The sequence below is a fragment of the Pantoea ananatis LMG 2665 genome (genome assembly GCF_000710035.2).
Lineage (GTDB): Bacteria > Pseudomonadota > Gammaproteobacteria > Enterobacterales > Enterobacteriaceae > Pantoea > Pantoea ananatis.
Genome location: NZ_JMJJ01000001.1, coordinates 141,778 through 162,308, shown reverse-complemented (window position 1 = coordinate 162,308; position 20,531 = coordinate 141,778). Strand labels below are relative to the sequence as shown.

At 54.0% G+C, this 20,531-nt stretch carries 19 protein-coding genes and 1 other annotated feature; of the genes, 5 read left to right on the top strand and 14 right to left on the bottom strand.

Annotated elements, in window-relative coordinates; all coding sequences use genetic code 11:
• Nucleotides 1–140: 140 nt before the first annotated feature.
• Together dnaJ and dnaK are read right to left on the bottom strand one after the other, a co-directional pair.
• Nucleotides 141–1,286, bottom strand: coding sequence for a molecular chaperone DnaJ (dnaJ, locus tag EL29_RS00725; RefSeq protein ID WP_013024559.1), 1,146 nt, complete (start codon nucleotides 1,284–1,286; stop codon nucleotides 141–143).
• A 102-nt stretch (nucleotides 1,287–1,388) separates the two neighbouring features.
• Nucleotides 1,389–3,299: a molecular chaperone DnaK gene (gene dnaK / locus EL29_RS00720; protein ID WP_013024558.1), complete on the bottom strand. Its 1,911-nt coding sequence runs from the start codon at nucleotides 3,297–3,299 to the stop codon at nucleotides 1,389–1,391.
• Between the two features lie 297 nt (nucleotides 3,300–3,596).
• Between dnaK and EL29_RS00715 the strand changes: the two genes are divergently transcribed.
• Entirely contained in the window at nucleotides 3,597–4,157 is a 561-nt protein-coding gene (locus tag EL29_RS00715; RefSeq protein ID WP_014592880.1) for an acetate uptake transporter, read from the top strand.
• 45 nt (nucleotides 4,158–4,202) lie between these two features.
• Here EL29_RS00715 and EL29_RS00710 read toward each other — a convergent pair whose 3' ends face one another.
• The 3 genes from EL29_RS00710 to tal form a co-directional block, all read right to left on the bottom strand.
• Nucleotides 4,203–5,510 carry an MFS transporter gene (locus EL29_RS00710; RefSeq protein ID WP_028714804.1) on the bottom strand — a complete coding sequence of 436 codons (1,308 nt, stop codon included), beginning with the start codon at nucleotides 5,508–5,510 and terminating at the stop codon, nucleotides 4,203–4,205.
• Between the two features lie 104 nt (nucleotides 5,511–5,614).
• Nucleotides 5,615–6,202 (bottom strand): molybdopterin adenylyltransferase, encoded by a 588-nt coding sequence (gene mog / locus EL29_RS00705; RefSeq protein WP_013024555.1) that lies wholly within the window; start codon nucleotides 6,200–6,202, stop codon nucleotides 5,615–5,617.
• 117 nt (nucleotides 6,203–6,319) lie between these two features.
• The gene (gene tal, locus EL29_RS00700; RefSeq protein WP_013024554.1) at nucleotides 6,320–7,273 is read right to left on the bottom strand and encodes a transaldolase; all 954 of its coding nucleotides are present in this window, start codon (nucleotides 7,271–7,273) and stop codon (nucleotides 6,320–6,322) included.
• A gap of 207 nt (nucleotides 7,274–7,480) precedes the next feature.
• On the opposite strand from tal, the gene yaaA reads away from it, so the two are divergent.
• Nucleotides 7,481–8,254: a peroxide stress protein YaaA gene (gene yaaA / locus EL29_RS00695; protein WP_014592877.1), complete on the top strand. Its 774-nt coding sequence runs from the start codon at nucleotides 7,481–7,483 to the stop codon at nucleotides 8,252–8,254.
• 71 nt (nucleotides 8,255–8,325) lie between these two features.
• Here the strand turns inward: yaaA and thrC are convergent, their stop codons facing one another.
• The 5 genes from thrC to EL29_RS00670 all read right to left on the bottom strand — a co-directional run bounded on the left by thrC (nucleotide 8,326) and on the right by EL29_RS00670 (nucleotide 14,057).
• On the bottom strand, nucleotides 8,326–9,609 hold the full coding sequence (gene thrC / locus EL29_RS00690; protein WP_013024552.1) for a threonine synthase: 1,284 nt from the start codon (nucleotides 9,607–9,609) through the stop codon (nucleotides 8,326–8,328).
• 3 nt (nucleotides 9,610–9,612) lie between these two features.
• On the bottom strand, nucleotides 9,613–10,542 hold the full coding sequence (thrB, locus tag EL29_RS00685) for a homoserine kinase (protein WP_024472265.1): 930 nt from the start codon (nucleotides 10,540–10,542) through the stop codon (nucleotides 9,613–9,615).
• A gap of 2 nt (nucleotides 10,543–10,544) precedes the next feature.
• The gene (gene thrA / locus EL29_RS00680) at nucleotides 10,545–13,007 is read right to left on the bottom strand and encodes a bifunctional aspartate kinase/homoserine dehydrogenase I (protein WP_013024550.1); all 2,463 of its coding nucleotides are present in this window, start codon (nucleotides 13,005–13,007) and stop codon (nucleotides 10,545–10,547) included.
• Between the two features lie 25 nt (nucleotides 13,008–13,032).
• Nucleotides 13,033–13,157, bottom strand: a sequence feature (Thr leader region).
• Entirely contained in the window at nucleotides 13,090–13,164 is a 75-nt protein-coding gene (gene thrL, locus EL29_RS23390; RefSeq protein ID WP_109707012.1) for a thr operon leader peptide, read from the bottom strand. (Overlaps the previous feature by 68 nt.)
• 194 nt (nucleotides 13,165–13,358) lie before the next feature.
• Complete coding sequence (locus EL29_RS00670; RefSeq protein ID WP_014606619.1) at nucleotides 13,359–14,057, bottom strand: tRNA/rRNA methyltransferase; 699 nt, start codon at nucleotides 14,055–14,057, stop codon at nucleotides 13,359–13,361.
• A 604-nt stretch (nucleotides 14,058–14,661) separates the two neighbouring features.
• Between EL29_RS00670 and arcA the strand changes: the two genes are divergently transcribed.
• Nucleotides 14,662–15,378 carry a two-component system response regulator ArcA gene (gene arcA / locus EL29_RS00665; protein WP_013024548.1) on the top strand — a complete coding sequence of 239 codons (717 nt, stop codon included), beginning with the start codon at nucleotides 14,662–14,664 and terminating at the stop codon, nucleotides 15,376–15,378.
• Between the two features lie 43 nt (nucleotides 15,379–15,421).
• On the opposite strand, the gene creA is transcribed toward arcA, so the two are convergent.
• Nucleotides 15,422–15,895: a protein CreA gene (gene creA, locus EL29_RS00660; RefSeq protein WP_019106396.1), complete on the bottom strand. Its 474-nt coding sequence runs from the start codon at nucleotides 15,893–15,895 to the stop codon at nucleotides 15,422–15,424.
• Nucleotides 15,896–16,090: 195 nt separating this feature from the next.
• On the opposite strand from creA, the gene robA reads away from it, so the two are divergent.
• A complete protein-coding gene (gene robA / locus EL29_RS00655) occupies nucleotides 16,091–16,957 on the top strand; it encodes an MDR efflux pump AcrAB transcriptional activator RobA (protein WP_013024546.1) in 867 nt (288 codons plus the stop codon).
• A gap of 38 nt (nucleotides 16,958–16,995) precedes the next feature.
• Here the strand turns inward: robA and gpmB are convergent, their stop codons facing one another.
• The gene (gene gpmB, locus EL29_RS00650; RefSeq protein WP_014606621.1) at nucleotides 16,996–17,643 is read right to left on the bottom strand and encodes a 2,3-diphosphoglycerate-dependent phosphoglycerate mutase GpmB; all 648 of its coding nucleotides are present in this window, start codon (nucleotides 17,641–17,643) and stop codon (nucleotides 16,996–16,998) included.
• Between the two features lie 60 nt (nucleotides 17,644–17,703).
• Here gpmB and yjjX point away from each other — a divergent pair, with 60 nt between their 5' ends.
• Nucleotides 17,704–18,222 carry an inosine/xanthosine triphosphatase gene (yjjX, locus tag EL29_RS00645; RefSeq protein ID WP_013024544.1) on the top strand — a complete coding sequence of 173 codons (519 nt, stop codon included), beginning with the start codon at nucleotides 17,704–17,706 and terminating at the stop codon, nucleotides 18,220–18,222.
• Here yjjX and trpR read toward each other — a convergent pair whose 3' ends face one another.
• Entirely contained in the window at nucleotides 18,223–18,543 is a 321-nt protein-coding gene (trpR, locus tag EL29_RS00640; RefSeq protein WP_013024543.1) for a trp operon repressor, read from the bottom strand. It abuts the gene before it with no gap.
• A 44-nt stretch (nucleotides 18,544–18,587) separates the two neighbouring features.
• A complete protein-coding gene (sltY, locus tag EL29_RS00635; protein WP_028714803.1) occupies nucleotides 18,588–20,507 on the bottom strand; it encodes a murein transglycosylase in 1,920 nt (639 codons plus the stop codon).
• Between the last annotated feature and the right edge of the window lie 24 nt (nucleotides 20,508–20,531).

Genomic DNA, 20,531 nt, shown 5'->3' with positions numbered 1-20,531 from the left:
TGATAACCCGACGGGAGAACCGGATAGCCGTGAAAGGTGCAGAGCTGGTCTGTGCCAGAAACCGTTTCAGCAGTGCAGGACGCAAAAAAAAGCGGAGAGTTTCCTCTCCGCTTTCATCGGGTCTGACGTCAGTAACGCGATTAACGCGTCAGGTCGTCGAAGAATTTCTTCACGCCGTCGAAGAAGCTTTTGGAGCGCGGACTGTTATGCTCGCCGCTGGGCCCACCAAAGCTCTCTTCCAGCTCACGCAGCAACGCTTTCTGCTTGTCGTTCAGGCTGACTGGCGTTTCCACCACCACACGACACAGCAGATCGCCTACCGCACCGCCGCGCACCGACTTCACACCACGCCCGCGCATGCGGAACAGCTTGCCGGTCTGGGTTTCTGCCGGGACTTTCAGCTTCACGCGACCGTCCAGCGTCGGCACTTCAATCTCGCCACCCAGGGCGGCCATCGCGAAGTTAATCGGTACTTCGCAGTAGAGGTTGTTCTCTTCACGCTCGAAGATCGGGTGTTTTTTCACCGACACCTGCACGTACAGATCGCCCGCAGGTGCGCCCTGCTCACCGGCTTCACCTTCGCCGCTCAGACGAATACGGTCGCCCGTATCCACACCGGCAGGAATTTTTACCGACAGGGTTTTCGATTTCTCTACGCGACCGTGCCCGTGACAGGCATTGCACGGATCTTTAATCACCGAGCCGCGACCGTGACAGGTCGGACAAGCCTGCTGTACGGTGAAGAAGCCCTGACGCATCTGTACCTGGCCTGCACCATGACAGGTTGAACAGGTTTGCGGTTTGGTGCCCGCTTTGGCACCGCTGCCGTGGCAAACGTCACACTCTTCCAGCGTCGGTATACGGATCTCTTTGGTCACGCCGCGAACCGCTTCTTCCAGCGTCAGCTCCATGTTGTAGCGCAAATCTGCACCACGGGCTGCGCGCTGACGGCGGCCACCACCAAAGATGTCACCGAAAACGTCGCCAAAGATATCGCTGAAATCTGCACCGCCGCCGCCAAAGCCGCCGCCGCCGTATCCGCCACCGCCCATACCACCTTGTTCAAAGGCAGCATGGCCGTACTGATCGTAGGCCGCACGCTTCTGAGGGTCGGTCAGAATCTCGTAGGCTTCTTTCGCTTCTTTAAATTTGGTTTCAGATTCTTTATCACCGGGATTGCGGTCCGGATGATGTTTCATCGCCAGGCGTTTGTAAGCCTTTTTGATTTCACGCTCGTCTGCAGATTTGGCGACGCCTAAAATCTCGTAGTAATCACTCTTCGCCATTTATTTAGCCCTTAACATGATCGCACGGGCGTGGAGAAAACTCCTACGCCCGTGCTGGTTTCAACGGCTGTCAGGGCAACCGTCGCGCCCGGTCAGGGGCAATTATTTCTTATTGTCTTTCACTTCTTCGAATTCAGCATCAACCACGTCGTCATCTTTCTTCGCTGACGCATCGTGGGCATCCGCTGCACCTGCCTGAGACTGCTGTGCCGCTTCCATCAGCTTGCTGGATACTTCCATCAGCGCCTGCATTTTGGCATCGATCTCTGCTTTATCTTCGCCTTTCAGCGCAGTTTCCAGCGCGCTCAGTGCAGCTTCGATAGGCGCTTTATCATCAGCTGACAGCTTGTCGCCCGCTTCATCCAGCTGCTTACGTGTGCTGTGCGCGATCTGGTCGCCCTGGTTACGGGTCTGCACCAGCTCTTCGAACTTACGGTCAGATTCTGCGTTCGCTTCAGCATCACGAACCATCTTCGCAATCTCGTCCTCGTTCAGGCCGGAAGACGCCTTAATGGTGATCTTCTGCTCTTTACCGCTGTTTTTGTCCTTCGCCGACACGTGCAGGATACCGTCCGCATCGATGTCAAAGGTCACTTCAATCTGCGGCATACCGCGTGGCGCAGCCTGAATGCCGTCCAGGTTAAACTGGCCCAAAGACTTGTTGTCGTTGGCACGCTTGCGTTCACCCTGCAGCACGTGAATCGTTACGGCAGACTGGTTGTCTTCTGCCGTCGAGAACACCTGGCTGTGCTTGGTTGGGATGGTGGTGTTCTTGCTGATCAGCGATGTCATCACGCCACCCATGGTTTCGATACCCAGTGACAGCGGGGTCACGTCCAGCAGCAGAACGTCTTTAACATCACCACCTAACACACCGCCCTGTACCGCAGCACCTACGGCAACTGCTTCGTCCGGGTTCACATCTTTACGTGGCTCTTTACCAAAGAACTCGGTCACTTTCGCCTGAACCAGTGGCATACGAGTCTGACCACCGACCAGGATGACATCGTTGATGTCAGAAACTGACAGTCCGGCGTCCTGCAGTGCCACTTTCAGCGGCTCGATAGAGCGAGCAACCAGATCTTCAACCAGTGATTCCAGTTTAGAACGAGTCACTTTAATGTTCAGGTGCTTAGGACCGGTTGCGTCCGCCGTGATGTACGGCAGGTTAACGTCGGTCTGCTGCGCAGAAGACAGCTCGATCTTCGCTTTCTCTGCCGCTTCTTTCAGGCGCTGCATCGCCAGCGGATCGTTGTGCAGATCGATGCCCTGATCTTTCTTAAATTCCGCGACCAGATAGTTGATCAGACGGCTGTCGAAGTCCTCACCACCCAGGTGGGTATCACCGTTGGTTGCCAGCACTTCAAAGGTTTTCTCGCCATCAACTTCATCGATTTCGATGATAGAGATATCGAATGTACCGCCACCCAGGTCATAAACCGCTATCGTGCGGTTGCCCTGGCCTTTATCCAGACCGTAAGCCAGTGCCGCGGCGGTAGGTTCGTTAATGATACGTTTGACTTCCAGACCTGCGATACGGCCGGCATCTTTGGTCGCCTGACGCTGCGCATCGTTGAAGTAGGCTGGAACAGTGATAACCGCTTCAGTCACTGGCTCACCCAAGAAATCTTCAGCCGTTTTCTTCATCTTTTTCAGGACTTCCGCAGAAATCTGCGGCGGTGCCATTTTCTGGCCTTTCACTTCCAGCCATGCGTCGCCGTTATCAGCACCCACAATTTTGTATGGCATGATTTTGATATCACGCTGCACTTCTTCGTCCTGGAAGCGACGGCCGATCAGGCGCTTAATCGCAAACAGGGTATTCTGCGGGTTGGTGACGGCCTGACGTTTAGCCGGTTGTCCGACCAGAGTTTCCCCATCCTGGGTGTAAGCGATGATCGAAGGCGTGGTGCGATCGCCTTCCGCGTTTTCGAGTACGCGCGCTTTGGTGCCGTCCATGACCGCAACACAAGAGTTGGTTGTACCCAGGTCAATACCAATAATCTTACCCATCTAAACATCTCCCACTTAAATTCGTTGCCAGTTTGGGTTGTGAACCTTTTATGTGGGCAGGTTGTTTACATTCAACCCAACCTCACATGCTTTTTTTTACAACGTTCACAACGCTCGATGACAAGTAAATGGGGTCGCTTAGAAGCGCATCAAGGGTTAAATGAAAAAAAATTTTCAGTCCCTGTCAGACCAGGATCAAATACGGCTATGAATACGCTGACTATTATGCGGCTCGCCGCGCTTATTCTGCATTGAGGCGGGCAGCGCCTTTTACGCTAACAACACCGCTGAGGAACGATGACAACGACAACACTGGCCAATCCTGCCCCCCTGGGGTTGATGGGATTCGGCATGACAACGATTTTACTGAATTTGCACAATACGGGTCTGTTTGCCATGGATGTGACCATTCTGGCGATGGGCATGTTTTATGGTGGGATTGCGCAGGTGCTGGCCGGACTGCTGGCGTTTAAAAAGAATAATACGTTTGGACTGACGGCCTTTACCTCTTACGGCATGTTCTGGCTAAGCTTTGTGGCTATTCAGTTACTGCCTGAAATGGGGCTGGCGAAACCGGCCAATGAGACCTTTTTAGGCGCCTGGCTAGGACTGTGGGGCCTGTTTACCCTGTTTATGTTCTTTGGCACGCTGCGGAGCGCAACGATGCTGCAGTTTGTTTTCGGCTCGCTGGCGTTATTGTTCCTGTTACTGGCGACGGGTCACCTGGCGCATCTTCCCGCGCTGATCCCCTGCGCAGGCTGGGTCGGGTTGGTGTGCGGTGCCAGCGCCTGTTACCTGGCCATAGGTGAAGTGCTAAACGAAACCTTCGGACGGATCGTTCTGCCCATCGGCGCGTAAGCAAATGGTCGAGGCAGCACGCGGAGCCCGGCTCCGCGTGCGTGTTTATGCCTGTTTTATCCCGTCACACAGATTCGGCTCATGGCTGATATCCTGTCTGAGCCAGAGACCGATCAGCAACCCGACCAGCGCAAGCGTCATGACATACCAGCCGGGTGCCATGGTGGAAACGTTCATCAGCAGCGTCACGCAAATCGGCGTCAGGCCACCAAATACCGCATAAGAAAGATTATAAGAGAACGACAAGCCGGTGAAACGCACCTCAGCAGGGAACGCACGTACCATCACAAAGGGCACAATCCCCACGACGCCCACGCTAAAACCCACCAGCCCATAGAGCTGAAACAGGTAATCAGGATACTGAGGCGCGAGGGAATAGAACATCCCGCTACACAATGCCAGCAGCACGCTACCGAGGCTCAACGTCCGACTGGCGCCAAAACGGTCCACCAACAGCCCGGCAACGATGCACCCGATACATAACATGATAATCGCGATGCTGTTGGCCTTTAAGGTGAGCGCCGGGGCCATACCATACTGTTTCTGCAGCCAGACCGGCGCCATTAAAATCACCACCACGATGCAGGCAGACAGCATCCAGGTCAGCAGAATCGAAATCACGACCGATTTTTGGTGTTTAAGGATTACGGTTTTCAGCGGCAGCTCCTGCGCCAGCGTTTTACGCTGCTGCATTTCAATGAAAACCGGCGTTTCATGTAGCCAGCGGCGAAGATACATCGCCCCCAGGCCAAACAATCCGCCCAGGAAAAAAGGAATGCGCCAGCCGCCATCATGAATGGCCTGCTGGGTCATGGTGGTATTAATTAAGGTTGCCACGACCGACCCTAACAGGATGCCGATAGTGAGTCCGGCGGTCAGCGTGCCGCAGGCGATACCAATACGTTTGTAGGGCACGTGCTCCGCCACAAAAACCCATGCGCCCGGGACTTCCCCACCAATCGCCGCGCCCTGTAGCATGCGCATCAGCAGCATTAACAGGGGGGCCGCCAGGCCAATCGCGTCCCAGCCAGGCAGTGCGCCCATAGCCAACGTGGGCAGCGCCATCAACAAAATACTCAGGCTGAACATTTTTTTGCGACCCACTTTATCGCCAAAGTGGGCCATGATGATGCCGCCCAGCGGACGCGCCAGGTAGCCCGCTGCAAAAATGGCGAACGTCTGGAGCTGGCGGAGCCATTCAGGAATATCGCTGGGGAAGAAAATCTCGCCGATCACGGCAGCGAAAAAAACGAAAATAATGAAGTCGTAAAATTCCAGCGCGCCACCCAGCGCCGCGAGTGCCAGCGTTTTGTAATCCTGGGGTTTCAGGCGCGGTGTCTTAAATGTGGTCATAAGCGTCCAGAGAAAGTGAAAACAGTTGTAAAGATTCGCTTACTATACCGTCAATTTATCACCACACCAGCGAGCCTGTAGCTTATTCCTGAAAAGCAAAATATTTAGTTATTTATCTCACGTATCGCGCTTTTGGGGCGAAAAGCTGCTACCACATCCGCGTGCGTCTCCACGTAAGGGCCTTCCAGAAGCTGTAAACAATAAGGTACAGCCGCGAAGATGCCCGGAACGTTTATCTTGCCCTGGTCGTCTTTAAGGCCTTCCAGGGTTTCCCTGATGGACTTCGGCTGGCCGGGCAGATTGAGAATGAGCGACTGTTTACGGATCACCCCTACCTGACGCGACAGAATGGCCGTCGGCACAAACTGCAGGCTGATTTGCCGCATTTGCTCACCAAACCCCGGCATCTCGCGATCGGCAACGGCCAGCGTGGCATCGGGCGTAACATCACGCCGGGCTGGGCCTGTCCCTCCGGTGGTCAATACCAGGTGGCAAAAACGCTCATCGACCAGCTCGCAAATCGTCTGTTCTATCATGGGCTGTTCATCGGGCACCAGGCGCGTTTCCACTTCAAAGGGCGTGCTGATCGCGCTGTTCAGCCAGGCTTCCAGGGCAGGGATCCCCTGATCCTGATAAATCCCGTTCGCGGCGCGATCGGAAACCGAGATCAATCCGATACGTAATGTGTTCATGATGATATTCGCTGTGATTTACCGCAGTGCGGTGCATGGGGAAGGAGGTACTAAGAAGAATAACAAACGGTGGCGGAAAGGGAAAACCGTGGCGACAGCGCCGCCACGGTAAAACGATTACAGCATTTCTGCCAGCATCTTCTCAAGCTTGCCCTGGTCGATGGCAAAATTACGAATGCCTTCGGCCAGCTTGGTCACAGCCATAGGATCCTGATTGTGCTGCCACAGGAACTCGGATTCTGTCATCTTAGCCGGACGCGCTTTAACTTCACCCTTGTAGCTCAGCTTACGCTCCAGTGTGCCTTCACTCTCCGCCAGCTCTTTCAGCAGCGCAGGCGAAATGGTCAGACGGTCACAACCGGCCAGTTCGATGATCTCACCGACGTTACGGAAGCTGGCGCCCATCACAACGGTTTCGTAACCGTGCTGCTTGTAGTAATCGTAGATTTCAGACACGGACACCACGCCAGGATCTTCGTGTGGCGCGTACTCTTTCTTATCCGTGTTGGCTTTGTACCAGTCGAGGATACGGCCAACAAACGGCGAAATCAGGTAAACACCCGCTTCAGCACAGGCACGCGCCTGAGCGAAGGAGAACAGCAGGGTCAGGTTACAGTTGATACCTTCTTTTTCCAGCTGCTCTGCTGCACGAATGCCCTGCCAGGTGGAGGCCAGTTTGATCAGGATACGATCGTTGCTGATACCGGCATCGTTGTACAATTTAATCAGGCTGCGAGCTTTGGCAATGCTGGCTTCGGTGTCATAAGAAAGGCGAGCATCCACTTCGGTGGAGATACGGCCCGGCACCAGCTTAAGAATTTCCAGACCGATGTTAACGGCCAGCTTGTCGGATACCAGCTGCAGCTGTTGTTCTTTATCGCTGCTCTGCTGACGCGCCCAGGCGATCGCTTCATCAATCAGTTTGCGGTATTCAGGGATTTGAGCAGCATTGAGAATCAGAGAAGGGTTGGTCGTTGCGTCCTGAGGCTGATACAGCTTCATCGCTGCGATATCACCAGTGTCGGCCACTACGGTGGTCAGTTGACGCAGGGAGGTCAGTTTGTCCGTCATGTTTTTTCTCTTAGTTAACTGTCAGGGTGATAAAAGGCTGTTGGGATAATATCACGCGGTAACGGTGGTGCAAGGTCAGGGAATGCCGTTTACGATAGCGCGAACAAATAGGAGTGATTTGCCGATCCTTGCGGCTTTTTTGCTACACTCGCAGGCAACAATTACAGGCTAACCCCTTAAAAAAAGGGACTCATTGAGGAAGCGACGATGTTGATGGTGATTTCTCCTGCCAAGACGCTGGATTATGAAAGCCCCCTGACGACGCAGCGTTTTACCCAGCCCGCGCTGTTAGAAAAGTCACAACAGCTGATTGAAATTGCGCGTAAGCTCTCGCCGGCGCAGGTCGCTTCACTGATGAGCATTAGCGACAAGCTGGCACACTTAAACGCTGACCGCTTTAACAGCTGGCAGCCGGATTTCAATCTGAAGAATGCCCGTCAGGCTATTCTGGCGTTTAAAGGTGATGTCTATACCGGTTTACAGGCCGAGACGTTTAGCGAGCAAGATTTCGACTTTGCCCAGCAGCATCTGCGTATGCTGTCCGGACTTTACGGCCTGCTGCGTCCGCTGGATTTAATGCAGCCCTATCGGCTGGAGATGGGCATCAAACTGGCTAACCCGGCCGGTCAGGATCTCTACAGCTTCTGGGGCGATCTGTTAACGGAAAAACTGAACGACGCGTTGGCCAGTCAGGGCGATGACGTGCTGATTAATCTGGCTTCCGATGAGTACTTCAAAGCCATCAAACCCAAGAAACTGCAGGCGCGCCTGATTAAACCGGTCTTTCTGGATGAGAAAAATGGCAAATTCAAAGTGATCAGTTTCTATGCGAAAAAAGCGCGGGGACTGATGAGCCGTTACATCATTCAGAATCGCCTGACGAAGCCAGAGCAGCTTACGCGGTTCGACGTGGATGGCTATGCTTTTGCGGCTGAGGAAAGCCGTGAGAATGAGATGGTGTTTAAACGCGCCGAACAGTAACAACAGCCCGACGCATGAGCCCTGCAAAAGCGATGAGGTGGTCAGCCCACCTCATCCTGACTGACAGAGCATTACTTGAGCAGAAACGCCCGTAGTTGGGCAAAATCTGCGCCCATCTGATGCGACAGCAGGGGCAGATCCGCGCGCTCAGCCAGCTCGGCAGGCAATGCGAGTTTCTGATCCAGAATGCTTTCCACGCTCTCCAGGAACTTAGCCGGATGGGCCGTTCCGAGGAATAAACCAAACTCCCCTTCCTGCAGTTGGTCACGCAACAGACGCCAGGCAATTGCCGCATGCGGCTCAGAGACGTAACCCAGCTTCGCCAGTTCGCGCATCGCTTCACGCGTAACATCGTCCGTTACCGCACCGTAAGCCAGATCGCTCAGACGCCAGGTTTTACGGCGGAACAGCTCTTCCACACGCGGCCAGTTGTTTGGCTGGCTAACGTCCATAGCATTCGACAGCGTCGCCACGGTGGCGTTAGGCTGCCATTCACCCTTGCCCAGGAAACGTGGCACCGTGTCGTTGGCGTTGGTCGCGGCGATAAAGCGTTTAATCGGCAGGCCCAGTGATTTCGCCAGCAGGCCGGCCGTTAAATCACCAAAGTTTCCGCTCGGCACGGAGACCACCAGCTGATTACGCTTCTCCTGCGGCAGTTGGGCAACCGCTTCAAAGTAGTAGCAAATCTGCGCCAGCAGGCGGCTGATGTTAATCGAGTTAGCGGAGTTCAGGCCGATCGCCTTTTTCAGCGCCTGATCGTCAAACGCCTGCTTAACCAGCGACTGGCAGGCGTCAAAATCGCCGTCAATCGCAATGGTTTCGATGTTGCCGCCCAGCGTGCAGAACAACTTCTCCTGTAACGGGCTGATTTTCCCCTGCGGATAGAGGATGACAACACGCACATTCTCCATACCGTAAAAGGCGTGAGCCACGGCAGCACCGGTATCGCCGGACGTCGCCGTCAGAATGGTAATTTGCTCATCGGACCCGCTGACGTATGACAGCATCTGCGCCATGAAGCGGCCGCCAAAATCTTTGAACGCCAGCGTCGGGCCGTGGAACAACTCCAGGCAGGCAATGTCGTCGCTGACGGCCTTAACCGGCGCCGGGAAGGTGAACGCGGTTTTCAGGCGTTCAGTCAGGTGCGCTGCCGGGATTTCATCCCCGATATAGGCTGAAAGGATTTTACTGCTGCGGGTAACAAAATCCATTTCCAGCATGGCATCAATGTCGGTCAGTTCAAATTCCGGCAGTTCGAGCGGAAAAAACAGCCCTTGCTGTGAACCCAGACCTTGTTTCACCGCCTGGGCGAAGCTGACCTGCTCGTTATGATCCTTAAGGTTGTAGAGTTTCATGCGTTATCCCAGTTTACGTGCGCCAGCCGTATCAAGACGGCAGATATGGACGAAGCCTTCATCGTTCTGCAGATAGTGCTGGCTCAGCCAGTCGGCCATCTGCTGCGCCGTTTCCATCTGGTTGCAAACGGCAAATAGCGTGGGGCCGGAGCCCGATATTCCACAGGCCAGCGCGCCAATATCCTGCGCGGCCTGGCGAGCCTCGGCAAAGCCCGGTAGCAGCTGAGTACGATAAGGCTCAGCAATGACATCCTGCATAAGTTTAGCCGCCAGCGCGGGTTGGCGCGTATGACAGGCGTGAACAAAGCCTGCCAGCAGACGACCGTGTTTGATGCAGTCCTGCTTTGCATACTGCGCAGGTAAAATCGCCCGCGCTTCCGCCGTCGAGACTTTAATACCCGGATAGGCCATGACCCACAGCCAGTCGTCAAATCCGGGTACGGCCTGACTGATAATGCCGTTTTCTTCCAGCATCAGCTGAATACCGCCAAGGAAGCAGGGCGCGACATTATCGTAATGTACGCTACCGGAGATGCGCCCTTCCAGTTCTCCCATCAGGGTCAGGAGCTGAGTTTCATCAAGCGGGTTACCACAAAATTCATTCATCGCCATCAGGCCAGCCACCACGGAGCAGGCGCTGGAGCCGAGGCCGGAGCCGATCGGCATATTTTTTTCCAGCGTCATCGCTACAGGTACGGTTTTGCCAATCGCTTCACAGAAACGCTGCCAGCACTGATAGACGATGTTCTCTTTGGGATCGCTGGGCAGCTTACTGACAAAACGTCCCGCATTGCTCAGGCTAAAGCTGTCGGCCGCCTCGACCGACACGCAGTCACCCAGCAATGTACCATCCACTGGCGATACCGCCGCGCCCAGCACGTCAAAACCCACGCTGACGTTACCGATTGAGGCCGGCGCATAAATTTTTACCATCATTACACTCCCAACTTCCATGACAGTGTGCGCAGCAGATCGGCAAACACGCCCGCAGCTGTCACATCGTTTCCTGCACCGTATCCGCGCAATACTAACGGAATCGGCTGATAATAGCGGCTGTAAAAGGCCAGCGCGTTTTCGCCATTTTTGACTTTGAAAAGCGGATCGTTACCGTCAACCGCATCGATCTTCACTTTACATGCCCCGCCCTCTTCGATCACGCCAACCAGACGCAGCACTTTGCCTTCAGCACGTGCCTGTTCCACCCTGGCTGCAATCGCCGCATCGGCTTCGGGTAACTGCGCCATAAACTGGTCGACATCGGCGATGGCATTCAGATGCGCGGGCAGCAGGGGTTCGATTTCAATGTCGCTCATTTCGAGCGAATGCCCCGCTTCACGCGCCAGAATCAGCAGCTTGCGCGCGACATCCGTACCTGAGAGATCGTCGCGAGGATCGGGCTCGGTAAAGCCCATCTCGCGTGCCATCCTGGTCGCTTCTGACAGCGATACACCTTCATCCAGCTTGCCAAAAATATAGGATAGCGATCCTGATAAAATTCCAGAGAACCTGATCAACTCATCGCCTGCATTGAGCAGATTTTGCAGGTTCTCAATGACGGGTAAACCCGCGCCGACGTTAGTGTCATACAGGAACTTACGACGCGATCCCGCCGCCGCCACACGCATCTTCTGATAGTATTCCCACGACGAGGTGTTGGCCTTTTTATTCGGCGTGACCACGTGAAAACCTTCCGCCAGAAAATCTGCGTACTGGTCGGCAACCGCCTGGCTCGAGGTACAGTCCACAATCACCGGATTCAGTAAATGATACTCTTTAACCAGGCGAATTAAGCGCCCCAGGTTAAACGGCTCTTTGGCCTGCGCCATTTCGCCTTTCCAGTCGCTGAGATCGATACCGTGCACGTTGGTTAACAGCGCCCGGGAATTCGCAATGCCGCAAACGCGGAGATCGATGTGCTTTTGTTTAAGCCACGTCTGCTGGCGATGCAGCTGATCCAGCAGGGCGCCGCCGACTCCGCCGACGCCCACCACAAAAACCTCAATCACCTGGTCGGTGGCAAACAGCATCTGATGCACGACGCGCACGCCCGTGGTGACGTCATCATTATTGACCACGACCGAAATAGAGCGTTCAGACGATCCCTGAGCGATAGCGATAATGTTGATATTGGCGCGCGCCAGGGCAGAGAAGAATTTCGCTGAAATCCCGCGCAGGGTGCGCATGCCATCCCCTACAACCGAGATCACCGCCAGATTTTCGATAACGTCCAGCGCATCCAGCAATCCATCTTTCAGTTCAAGATAGAATTCGTCTTCCAGCACACGGCGCGCTCGCGCCTGCTCGCTCTGAGGAACACAGAAGCTGATGCTGTATTCGGAAGAAGACTGGGTGATTAACACCACTGAAATCCCGGTGCGTGACATGGTCGCGAACACGCGGGCGGCCATGCCCACCATGCCTTTCATCCCCGGGCCAGACACGTTAAACATCGCCATATTATTCAGGTTGGTGATGCCCTTAACCGGGAATTCATCCTGTTCACCATTGGCGCTGATCAGCGTACCTGGGGCCTGCGGATTGGCCGTGTTTTTGATCAGGCAAGGGATCTGGAACTGGGCGATAGGCGCGATAGTCCGTGGATGCAGGACTTTCGCCCCGAAATAGGAGAGCTCCATCGCCTCCTGGTATGACATGGATTTGAGCAGGCGGGCATCCGGCACCTGACGGGGATCGCAGGTATAAACCCCGTCTACGTCGGTCCAGATTTCGCAGCAATCGGCACGCAGACAAGCCGCCAACACGGCAGCAGAGTAGTCGGAACCGTTTCGGCCCAGCACCACCAGCTCGCCCCGCTCATTACCGGCGGTAAAACCGGCCATCAGGATCATATTTTCAGCCGGAATTTTACTGGCTTCGATGCGGCGGGTTGATTCTGCGATATCCACGGTAGACTCGAGATAGTGGCCGATGGCTAACAGCTTCTCGACCGGATCGATAACGCTGACGCCATAACCTCGTGCCTCAAGCAGCTTTTCCATAATCGCAATCGAGAGCTTCTCACCACGACAGATCATCGCGGCGTTGACGCTGTCAGGGCACTGTCCCAACAGGCTGATCCCGTGCAGCACCTGTTTAAGCTGAGCAAACTCGCTGTCTACGCGGCTTTTAAGCCCGTCATAGTCGAAACCGGGTTGCGCCTCGGCCAGCCCCTGCAGCAGCTCCGCAAAGATGCGCGTCGCGTCACTGATATTCGGCAGCGCATCCTGACCGCTAATGGTTTTTTCGATCATCGCGACCAGATGGTTGGTAATCTTAGCGGGCGCAGAAAGCACGGTGGCAACCTGTCCCTGTTGCGCATTACTTTCCAGAATATCGGCCACGCGCAGAAAACGCTCTGCATTAGCAACCGAGGTCCCACCGAATTTCAGCACTCGCATGATGTCAACTCTCCTGATTTTGAGTCAAAAAAAAACCCGCACTCGTGAGGTGCGGGCTTCTTTTCTGTTTTTCCTGGATGCGTCAGCCCGCCCCTTTACCGATCGTAATGGTAATGGTGGTGGTAATAATTGTGGTGTTCAGGCTGTGATTACGCATTCAGATTTATTATTTCTGTCTGTCATTGATTGTCCGTCTGCGTCAAGAAGTAAAGCAAAGCGCACATTAAGTCAACGGTTTTATCCGTTGCGCAAATACAGACCACAATGTTTAGCATGCTGTTAAACAAAAAAAGCCTGGTGAATCGTTTGTTATACCGCGTTTCGTTAACATCTGTGACTGTATAGTCACACTTAACCCGAGGATTTATCTGCCAGCTTTTTTTCCACGTCATGCAACAAACGGTGCAACATCGCACTGTCGCGCTGCTCTAACAGGCCAATACGCTGATTAATCCAGTCGGCCATTTTATTGTCGTCACTCACCTCTAACCGGCTCAGTAACTGTTCAAACCGCTGGCGCAGGGCTTGGAGCTGCTGACCATCGGCCGCTGGGGCGACAGGCGCAGCCACCTGATTGAGCGCCGACAGCTGGTAACAGTAAACCATAACGGCCTGCCCCAGGTTCAGTGAAGGATAATCGTTTGCCATTGGAATGCCGGTGAGCAGGTCAACCTGCTCCAGCTCTTCATTGGTCAGCCCGCTGTCTTCACGGCCAAATACCAATGCCATGCTGTTTACCCACTGACGTTTTTCCCGCAGTTGCGCTTCCACCTGCTGCGGCGTTGCATAATAGCGGAACCTGGCCCGACTTCGCGCGGTCGTGGCGACGGAAAAGTCGATGTCTGCCAGCGCTTCGGCCAGCGTATCAAAGGTTTTTATCCTGTCCAGAATATCACCTGCGCCATGAGCTACGCGGCGGGCGGCCGGATCCTGCCATGCATCACTGGCAACAATACGCATTTCATTAAAGCCCATGGTTTTCATGGCACGCGCCGCCGCGCCAATATTTTCTGCCCGGGCAGGTGAGACGAGGATAAGAGGAAAAAGCATGATCATTCCATCAGTAAATGTGCACGCTGCTAGTGTAACACGCACCTGCTTTATTGAGGGATATAGGTGGTCATGTTAAGACTCTGACATACATGTTAAAACACGTTAAAAAAGGCCGGAGCGCGCCTTTTTATCATAAAGTGCACATTATCAAAACCTTCAAAATAAAAGCCTTTCATTTCAGTCCACTGTAATAGTAAGTTTCTAACATCATATTTAGTGATAAGCCGGGCTGGCGGGGACAAAAATGAGACGTAATGTCAGCCAGCACGCTATTTTTTGAGATGTTTTTCACAGAAATGTTAACGTGCTACAATTGCATTTGATATAAGTCAACGAAGCGTTGTTTTTATGCTTACCAGTTGTTGTTATTGCTGTTAGGTTGCTGTTAATACAGTTAGTATGTGTTTCAAATTATTATTCCGCAGGGCATGGAATTTTTACCCCGGCAGGCTGGCGAATACGGTTGTTGACCTTGATAAAAGCTTATCAAAATTTACTTTTGTACAACGGTTCAGCAAAGCTTGCCGTTCTCCGCACTGGAGAGCACCTAACCGCTGTACGCCCTGTTTTCAATTTAGTTGGCAAAATTAGGTAGCTAAACATGCAGACCCCGCACATTCTCATCGTTGAAGACGAACTGGTCACGCGCAATACCCTCAAAAGCATTTTTGAGGCGGAAGGTTATGTCGTGTACGAAGCGACCGATGGTGCAGAGATGCACCAGGTGTTGACCGACAATGATGTCAATCTGGTTATTATGGACATCAATCTGCCGGGTAAAAACGGCCTGTTACTGGCACGTGAACTGCGTGAACAAGCCAATGTCGCATTGATGTTCCTGACCGGACGCGATAACGAAGTCGATAAAATTCTTGGGCTGGAAATTGGTGCAGACGACTACATTACTAAGCCGTTTAACCCACGCGAATTAACTATTCGTGCACGTAACCTGCTGTTGCGCACCATGAATTTGCCTTTACCCAATGAAGAGCGTCGCCAGGTTGAAAGCTATAAGTTCAACGGCTGGGAGCTGGACATCAACAGCCGCTCACTCATCAATCCCAACGGTGAGCAGTACAAACTGCCGCGCAGTGAGTTCCGTGCCATGCTGCACTTCTGCGAAAACCCCGGCAAGATTCAGACGCGTGCTGATTTGCTGAAGAAAATGACCGGACGCGATCTCAAGCCACACGACCGTACTGTTGACGTGACAATCCGTCGTATCCGTAAACATTTTGAATCCACGCCAGATACCCCTGAAATCATCGCCACCATTCACGGCGAAGGTTATCGTTTCTGTGGTGACCTGCAGGATTAAGCTGGCAATCATTTAACGCCCTTACGGGCGTTTAATGATTGCCTTAGTGCCACGGCATAATCGGTACGGCGCTTAGCGCATTTTTAGGTGAACCATCCACCACTTTATCTGAGTAAGCCAGATAAATTAATGCGTTACGCTTGCTGTCAAAGAAACGCACGACCTGCAGTTTCTTGAAGATCAGCGATGTGCGCTGACGAAACACTACGTCACCCTGTGCTTTGCCTTTGGCAATTTTCTCGCTCAGTTCTACCGGCCCGATTTGCTGACACGAAATGGCCGCGTCTGATGTATCTTCCGCTAATCCCAGCCCGCCCTTGATACCGCCTGTTTTCGCCCGGCTGATGTAGCAGGTGACATTTTTTACGTCGGGATCGTCGAATGCCTCAACCACAATTTTGTGGTCGGGTCCAAACATCTTAAACACAGTGTCGACGGAGCCAATCTCTTCAGCCAGAAGCGGACTGGAAAACAGCAAACCCGCGAAGGTGACGAGCAGGAGACGAGGTATTGTCATTGAGTTACCATTGCAAATGTAATAGATGAGCATGTAATGTACTGTCAATCGATACAATAACCAACGTAAAAAGGGTATAAATTCCCGCGTAGATAGCACAACCATCCCAGTCAAAACCAAACATGTCTTTAAAGCAATAAGTGCTATTATTCGTCGACTTCATTTAGCTGCGCCACCAGAGTATGAGGATGTTTTATGGACCAAGCCGGTATCATTCGCGATTTGCTTGCCTGGCTGGAGAGCCATTTGGATCAACCACTTTCACTGGATAACGTTTCCACTAAAGCCGGTTATTCTAAATGGCATCTACAACGGATGTTTAAAGACGTTACCGGACACGCCATCGGCGCCTATATCCGGGCACGACGTCTTTCCAAAGCCGCGGTGGCACTTCGCCTGACCAGCCGCCCGATTCTCGATATTGCTTTGCAGTATCGGTTTGATTCACAGCAGACCTTTACACGAGCCTTTAAAAAGCAGTTTAATCAAACACCTGCATGGTATCGCCGCTCGTCTGACTGGAATTCATTTGGTATTCGCCCACCCATTCGGTTAGGAAACGATCAGCAGCCGGAATCGCAGTTCGTCACCCTGCCGGAGACCGTTCTGGTGGGACAGACACAGAGCTACACCTGTACCCTGGAACAAATTTCCAGCTACCGCGATGAAATGCGTGTCCATTTCTGGAAACAGTTTCTGTTGGAAACGGATACGGTTCCGCCCGTGCTCTACGGTCTGCACCAGGTCCGTGCCAGTCATGAAAAAGACGATGAGCAGGAGATTCTGTACACCACAGCCGTGCCAACCGACAGCGCGACCAATATGCATTCGGGCCAGAAGGTCATTCTTGAAGCCGGGGATTACGTTCAGTTCAACTACAGCGGTCCGCGCGTTGAACTTCAGGAGTTTATTCTGTTGTTATACGGTACCTGCATGCCGACGCTGGGCCTGACGCGCCGCATGGGGCAGGACATCGAGCGCTTTATTACCCACGGCGGTAAAAAGCGCAGCGAACCGCCTACAGAGATTCGTTGTGAATATCTGATCCCGATTCGCCGTTAATACCTGGTGTGATGCCGCCGTAATGACGGCATCACCGATTAACGCTGAAGCTCGTCCATCGCGGGTTCGTCGAGGTGGGCAATATCACCCGCCGTTTCCACGACCCAACCCTGTGCCAGCCATGCGCTCTGCTGATGATCAACGCGGGAAATCGAACAGTTTCGCAGGCGCAGGCGACGTTCGGCATAGGCCGGTAGTCCCAGAATGGTGCTGACCAGCACGCCCAGCGCCATGCCGTGGCTGACCAGTAGCGGGCGGCTCCCTGCCGGCAGCGCCAGGCAGGCATTAAGTGCCTCCTGCATACGCTGCGCCAGTTCCGTCATGGATTCGCCCTGAGGAATGCGGCCGCCCTCGCTGCCGTTTACCAGCGAAGCACGCCAGCCCTCTTCTTCCGGGCTCAGTTCATCAAGCAATCGTTTTTCCAGTATGCCCATGTTCAGCTCCCGCAGTCGCGGGTCGAAAGTGATATCACAACCACAGGCATCGGCAATGATTTCAGCGGTGCGCCGGGTGCGCCCTAAATCGCTGGAAATAATATGCGTGATACCGGCGCTTTTGATGCGTTCACCGACCTGACGGGCTTGTTGCTCACCTTTTTCCGTCAGCGGACTGTCGGAGTGCCCTTGAATGCGACGTTCTGCATTCCATACCGTTTCACCGTGACGAACAAGATAGACCTGTAGCATGCTTAGTTTCCGTTATACTGCGACCAAAATCGCCTTAATTACCTGAGGGTTCAATTAATTATGTACCATGTTGTCGCAGCTACCATCAATCCAGCGAAGATTCGTGCGATTGCTCAGGCATTCAACGACGTTTTCGGCGAGGGATCCTGCCATATCGAAGGGGTCGAGGTCGAGAGCGGCGTTGCGGCACAGCCTTTAACCAACCTCGAAACGCGAACTGGCGCACGCCAGCGCGTGATGAATGCCCGTCAGGTTCGTCCGGAAGCCGACTTCTGGGTGGCGATTGAAGCCGGAATTGAAGAAGAGTGCGCTTTTGCCTGGATGGTGGTGGAAAACCAGAAACAGCGGGGAGAGTCACGTTCGGCCAGTTTTACCCTGCCGCCGGTGGTGATGGCCGGTTTACGTGAAGGACGCGAACTGGGTGAGGAGATGGCGCGCCTCACCGGCATCGACAATATTAAGCACAAAGGCGGCGCAATCGGCACCCTGACCCAGGGCCTGCTCAGCCGCTCCAGCGTTTACCACCAGGCTCTGATACTGGCGCTCTGCCCGCTAACCCATCCGTTCTATCAGCAGTAATCAGCGACGCGTCAGGTGTGCTTCCAGCCACTGCTTCAGTGCCGGAGGCGCCTCTTTCAGGCTGTTTGATCCGCGGGTAATCGTGGCAATTCCCACGCCCAGTTCGTTTTTCAGTTCACGCTGGCTGATGTCGCCATTCAGCAGCGATTCAATGATACGCAAGCGTGTACCAAAGGACTCTCGTTCATCTGGCGTCGTCATCAGCTGTAACAGCGGCAGCGCCTGGTTATCCGCAAAAGCCTGTTGCATCAGCTCAACAAAACGCAGCCAGTGCGCGTCCGTAGCCGGGTCAGTCGTGGATGGCACAGAGGGTTGATTCATGAGAGGCTTCCGTACTCGCTAAAGAGTACGGAAGCTTAACACAGCTAGTAGCGGCGATTCCACTCAGCATCGGACAGGATCTTGTCCGGCTGACCCAGGAAGTAGCGGTAGTACGCATCATAGGCCAGCACATTCTTCACGTAACCCCGGGTTTCCGAAAACGGAATGGTTTCGATAAAGGCGACGGCGTTGAGATTGCCTGCTGTACTGCCTTGCCAGGTCCGTACGCGTCCCGGGCCGGCATTGTAAGCCGCTGAGGCGAATATCCGGTTCTTATCAAACTGCTGATAAACATACTCCAGATATTGCGTCCCGATCTGAATGTTGGTCTGCGGATCGAACAGCTGAGACGCGTTCACATAGCCCGGGATGCTAAACATCTTCACGGTGTGTGTCGCGGTCGCCGGCATAATCTGCATCAGTCCGCTGGCACCCACCGGGGAACGGGCTTTCGGGTTCCATGCACTTTCCTGACGGGAAATCGCCATCGCATAACTCTGCGGAATGGATTTACCCTGGGTGTTCTGCTTATACAGATCCTGCCATGCCAGCGGGAAACGCTCCTTCAGGCTGTCCCACATTTTCGCGGTGATCGTGGCCTGTACGCTCAGATCCCACCAGTCCTGTTCGCTTGCGTAGCGCGCCAGCATCTGCTGCTGGACATGGGTTTTGCTGCCGATCAGGTTGGCCCACTCGCTGCGTGCCAGATTGTCCATGCCCCAGTACATCAACTCACGCACGCGTGCGAGTTCTGGCCCCTGGGTGGTTGCCGCGTCAGGTTTGGGTGCCGCATCGACCTGAAGAGGATAGTCCACCCCTAAACGTTGTGCGGCAACCATAGGATAAAAACCGCGCTCTTTCATCAGCTTACGCAGAATGTCATCGGCTTCTTCTTTGCGATCTTTTGAATAAAGCAAATCGGCCTGCCAGTACTGCCACTCGTCTTTCTCTTTCGCTTCAACCGGCAGACGCGCAATCCAGGTGTTCAGGCCACGACGATCGTTTTCACTCAGCGCCAGGCGCACCCGCCGTTCTACTAACGCAGTCGATTCGCTGTTCATCACCACCGCATCGCGCCAGCGCGCCTGCTCGGAGGTCAGATCGCTGCCCATCATCCGCCAGACGACAATCTCTTTCAGCGCCTGCTCATCTTCTGGCCCCATTTTTTGCGCGCGCACCAGCTCAGGGATCAGGCTACGGGCTGTTTCCATATCGGCACGGGCGACGCGGGTAAAGGCAAAAATCGTGGCCTGGCGCGTGAAGTCGGTTGCGCCCACGCTGTTGGCAAAGGTCGTGACGGACTGAGGATCTTTCTGCAACGCCAGTAATGCATCCGACATCGTCTTGTAATCGGCAGGCAGCGTTTTGGCCAGATAGCTGACCAGGCTGTCATTGCCCGCTTTCATTGCCAGGCGGATACGTTCAAGAATAGTGATGGGAGAAAGCTGACCGCTGGCCTGCCACACGGAGAAGAGCTTGTCGCAGTCATTCGGCAGGGCCGTGCCGCGCAGCCAAATGGCTTTGGCACCGTCAAATGCCGCCTGCTGCTTTCCGGTTGACCATTTGGCATAGTACCAGTTACAACGTGCCTGCACCGGCGTGGGCTCGTCGGGGCTGAAGTTAAGCACGCCTTGCCAGTCCTGACGATGCGCCAGTACGTTAACAAAACGCGTTTTCAGCGAGCGCGCTGGCGGTAAAGTCGGATACTTTTGAATAAAATTTTGTACTGCCAGGCTGGTTTCCTGGTCCAGGTCCTGCGCCAGCAGACGGTATTCTAAATAAGGATAAAGCGGATAATCCTGTAGCGTCGGTAACAGCTGTTCAACTGTTGCCATCTGATTACTGTCCCAGGCCTGCTTAATTTGTTGATATCGTTGCCGTTGTTGATCAAGCGAATCAGCCCATGCGCTGCCGGCCGTGCTGACCAGGCAGATCCCTATCATCCAGTTACGCCACTTCTCCACGTAAATCTCCTCTGTTGCTGGGCG

Excerpts from the sequence above, each read along its gene's own strand:
- dnaJ (WP_013024559.1), bottom strand. The coding sequence starts at position 1,286 with ATGGCGAAGAGTGATTACTACGAGATTTTAGGCGTCGCCAAATCTGCA.
- dnaK (WP_013024558.1), bottom strand. The coding sequence starts at position 3,299 with ATGGGTAAGATTATTGGTATTGACCTGGGTACAACCAACTCTTGTGTT.
- EL29_RS00715 (WP_014592880.1), top strand. The coding sequence starts at position 3,597 with ATGACAACGACAACACTGGCCAATCCTGCCCCCCTGGGGTTGATGGGA.
- EL29_RS00710 (WP_028714804.1), bottom strand. The coding sequence starts at position 5,510 with ATGACCACATTTAAGACACCGCGCCTGAAACCCCAGGATTACAAAACG.
- mog (WP_013024555.1), bottom strand. The coding sequence starts at position 6,202 with ATGAACACATTACGTATCGGATTGATCTCGGTTTCCGATCGCGCCGCG.
- tal (WP_013024554.1), bottom strand. The coding sequence starts at position 7,273 with ATGACGGACAAACTGACCTCCCTGCGTCAACTGACCACCGTAGTGGCC.
- yaaA (WP_014592877.1), top strand. The coding sequence starts at position 7,481 with ATGTTGATGGTGATTTCTCCTGCCAAGACGCTGGATTATGAAAGCCCC.
- thrC (WP_013024552.1), bottom strand. The coding sequence starts at position 9,609 with ATGAAACTCTACAACCTTAAGGATCATAACGAGCAGGTCAGCTTCGCC.
- thrB (WP_024472265.1), bottom strand. The coding sequence starts at position 10,542 with ATGGTAAAAATTTATGCGCCGGCCTCAATCGGTAACGTCAGCGTGGGT.
- thrA (WP_013024550.1), bottom strand. The coding sequence starts at position 13,007 with ATGCGAGTGCTGAAATTCGGTGGGACCTCGGTTGCTAATGCAGAGCGT.
- EL29_RS00670 (WP_014606619.1), bottom strand. The coding sequence starts at position 14,057 with ATGCTTTTTCCTCTTATCCTCGTCTCACCTGCCCGGGCAGAAAATATT.
- arcA (WP_013024548.1), top strand. The coding sequence starts at position 14,662 with ATGCAGACCCCGCACATTCTCATCGTTGAAGACGAACTGGTCACGCGC.
- creA (WP_019106396.1), bottom strand. The coding sequence starts at position 15,895 with ATGACAATACCTCGTCTCCTGCTCGTCACCTTCGCGGGTTTGCTGTTT.
- robA (WP_013024546.1), top strand. The coding sequence starts at position 16,091 with ATGGACCAAGCCGGTATCATTCGCGATTTGCTTGCCTGGCTGGAGAGC.
- gpmB (WP_014606621.1), bottom strand. The coding sequence starts at position 17,643 with ATGCTACAGGTCTATCTTGTTCGTCACGGTGAAACGGTATGGAATGCA.
- yjjX (WP_013024544.1), top strand. The coding sequence starts at position 17,704 with ATGTACCATGTTGTCGCAGCTACCATCAATCCAGCGAAGATTCGTGCG.
- trpR (WP_013024543.1), bottom strand. The coding sequence starts at position 18,543 with ATGAATCAACCCTCTGTGCCATCCACGACTGACCCGGCTACGGACGCG.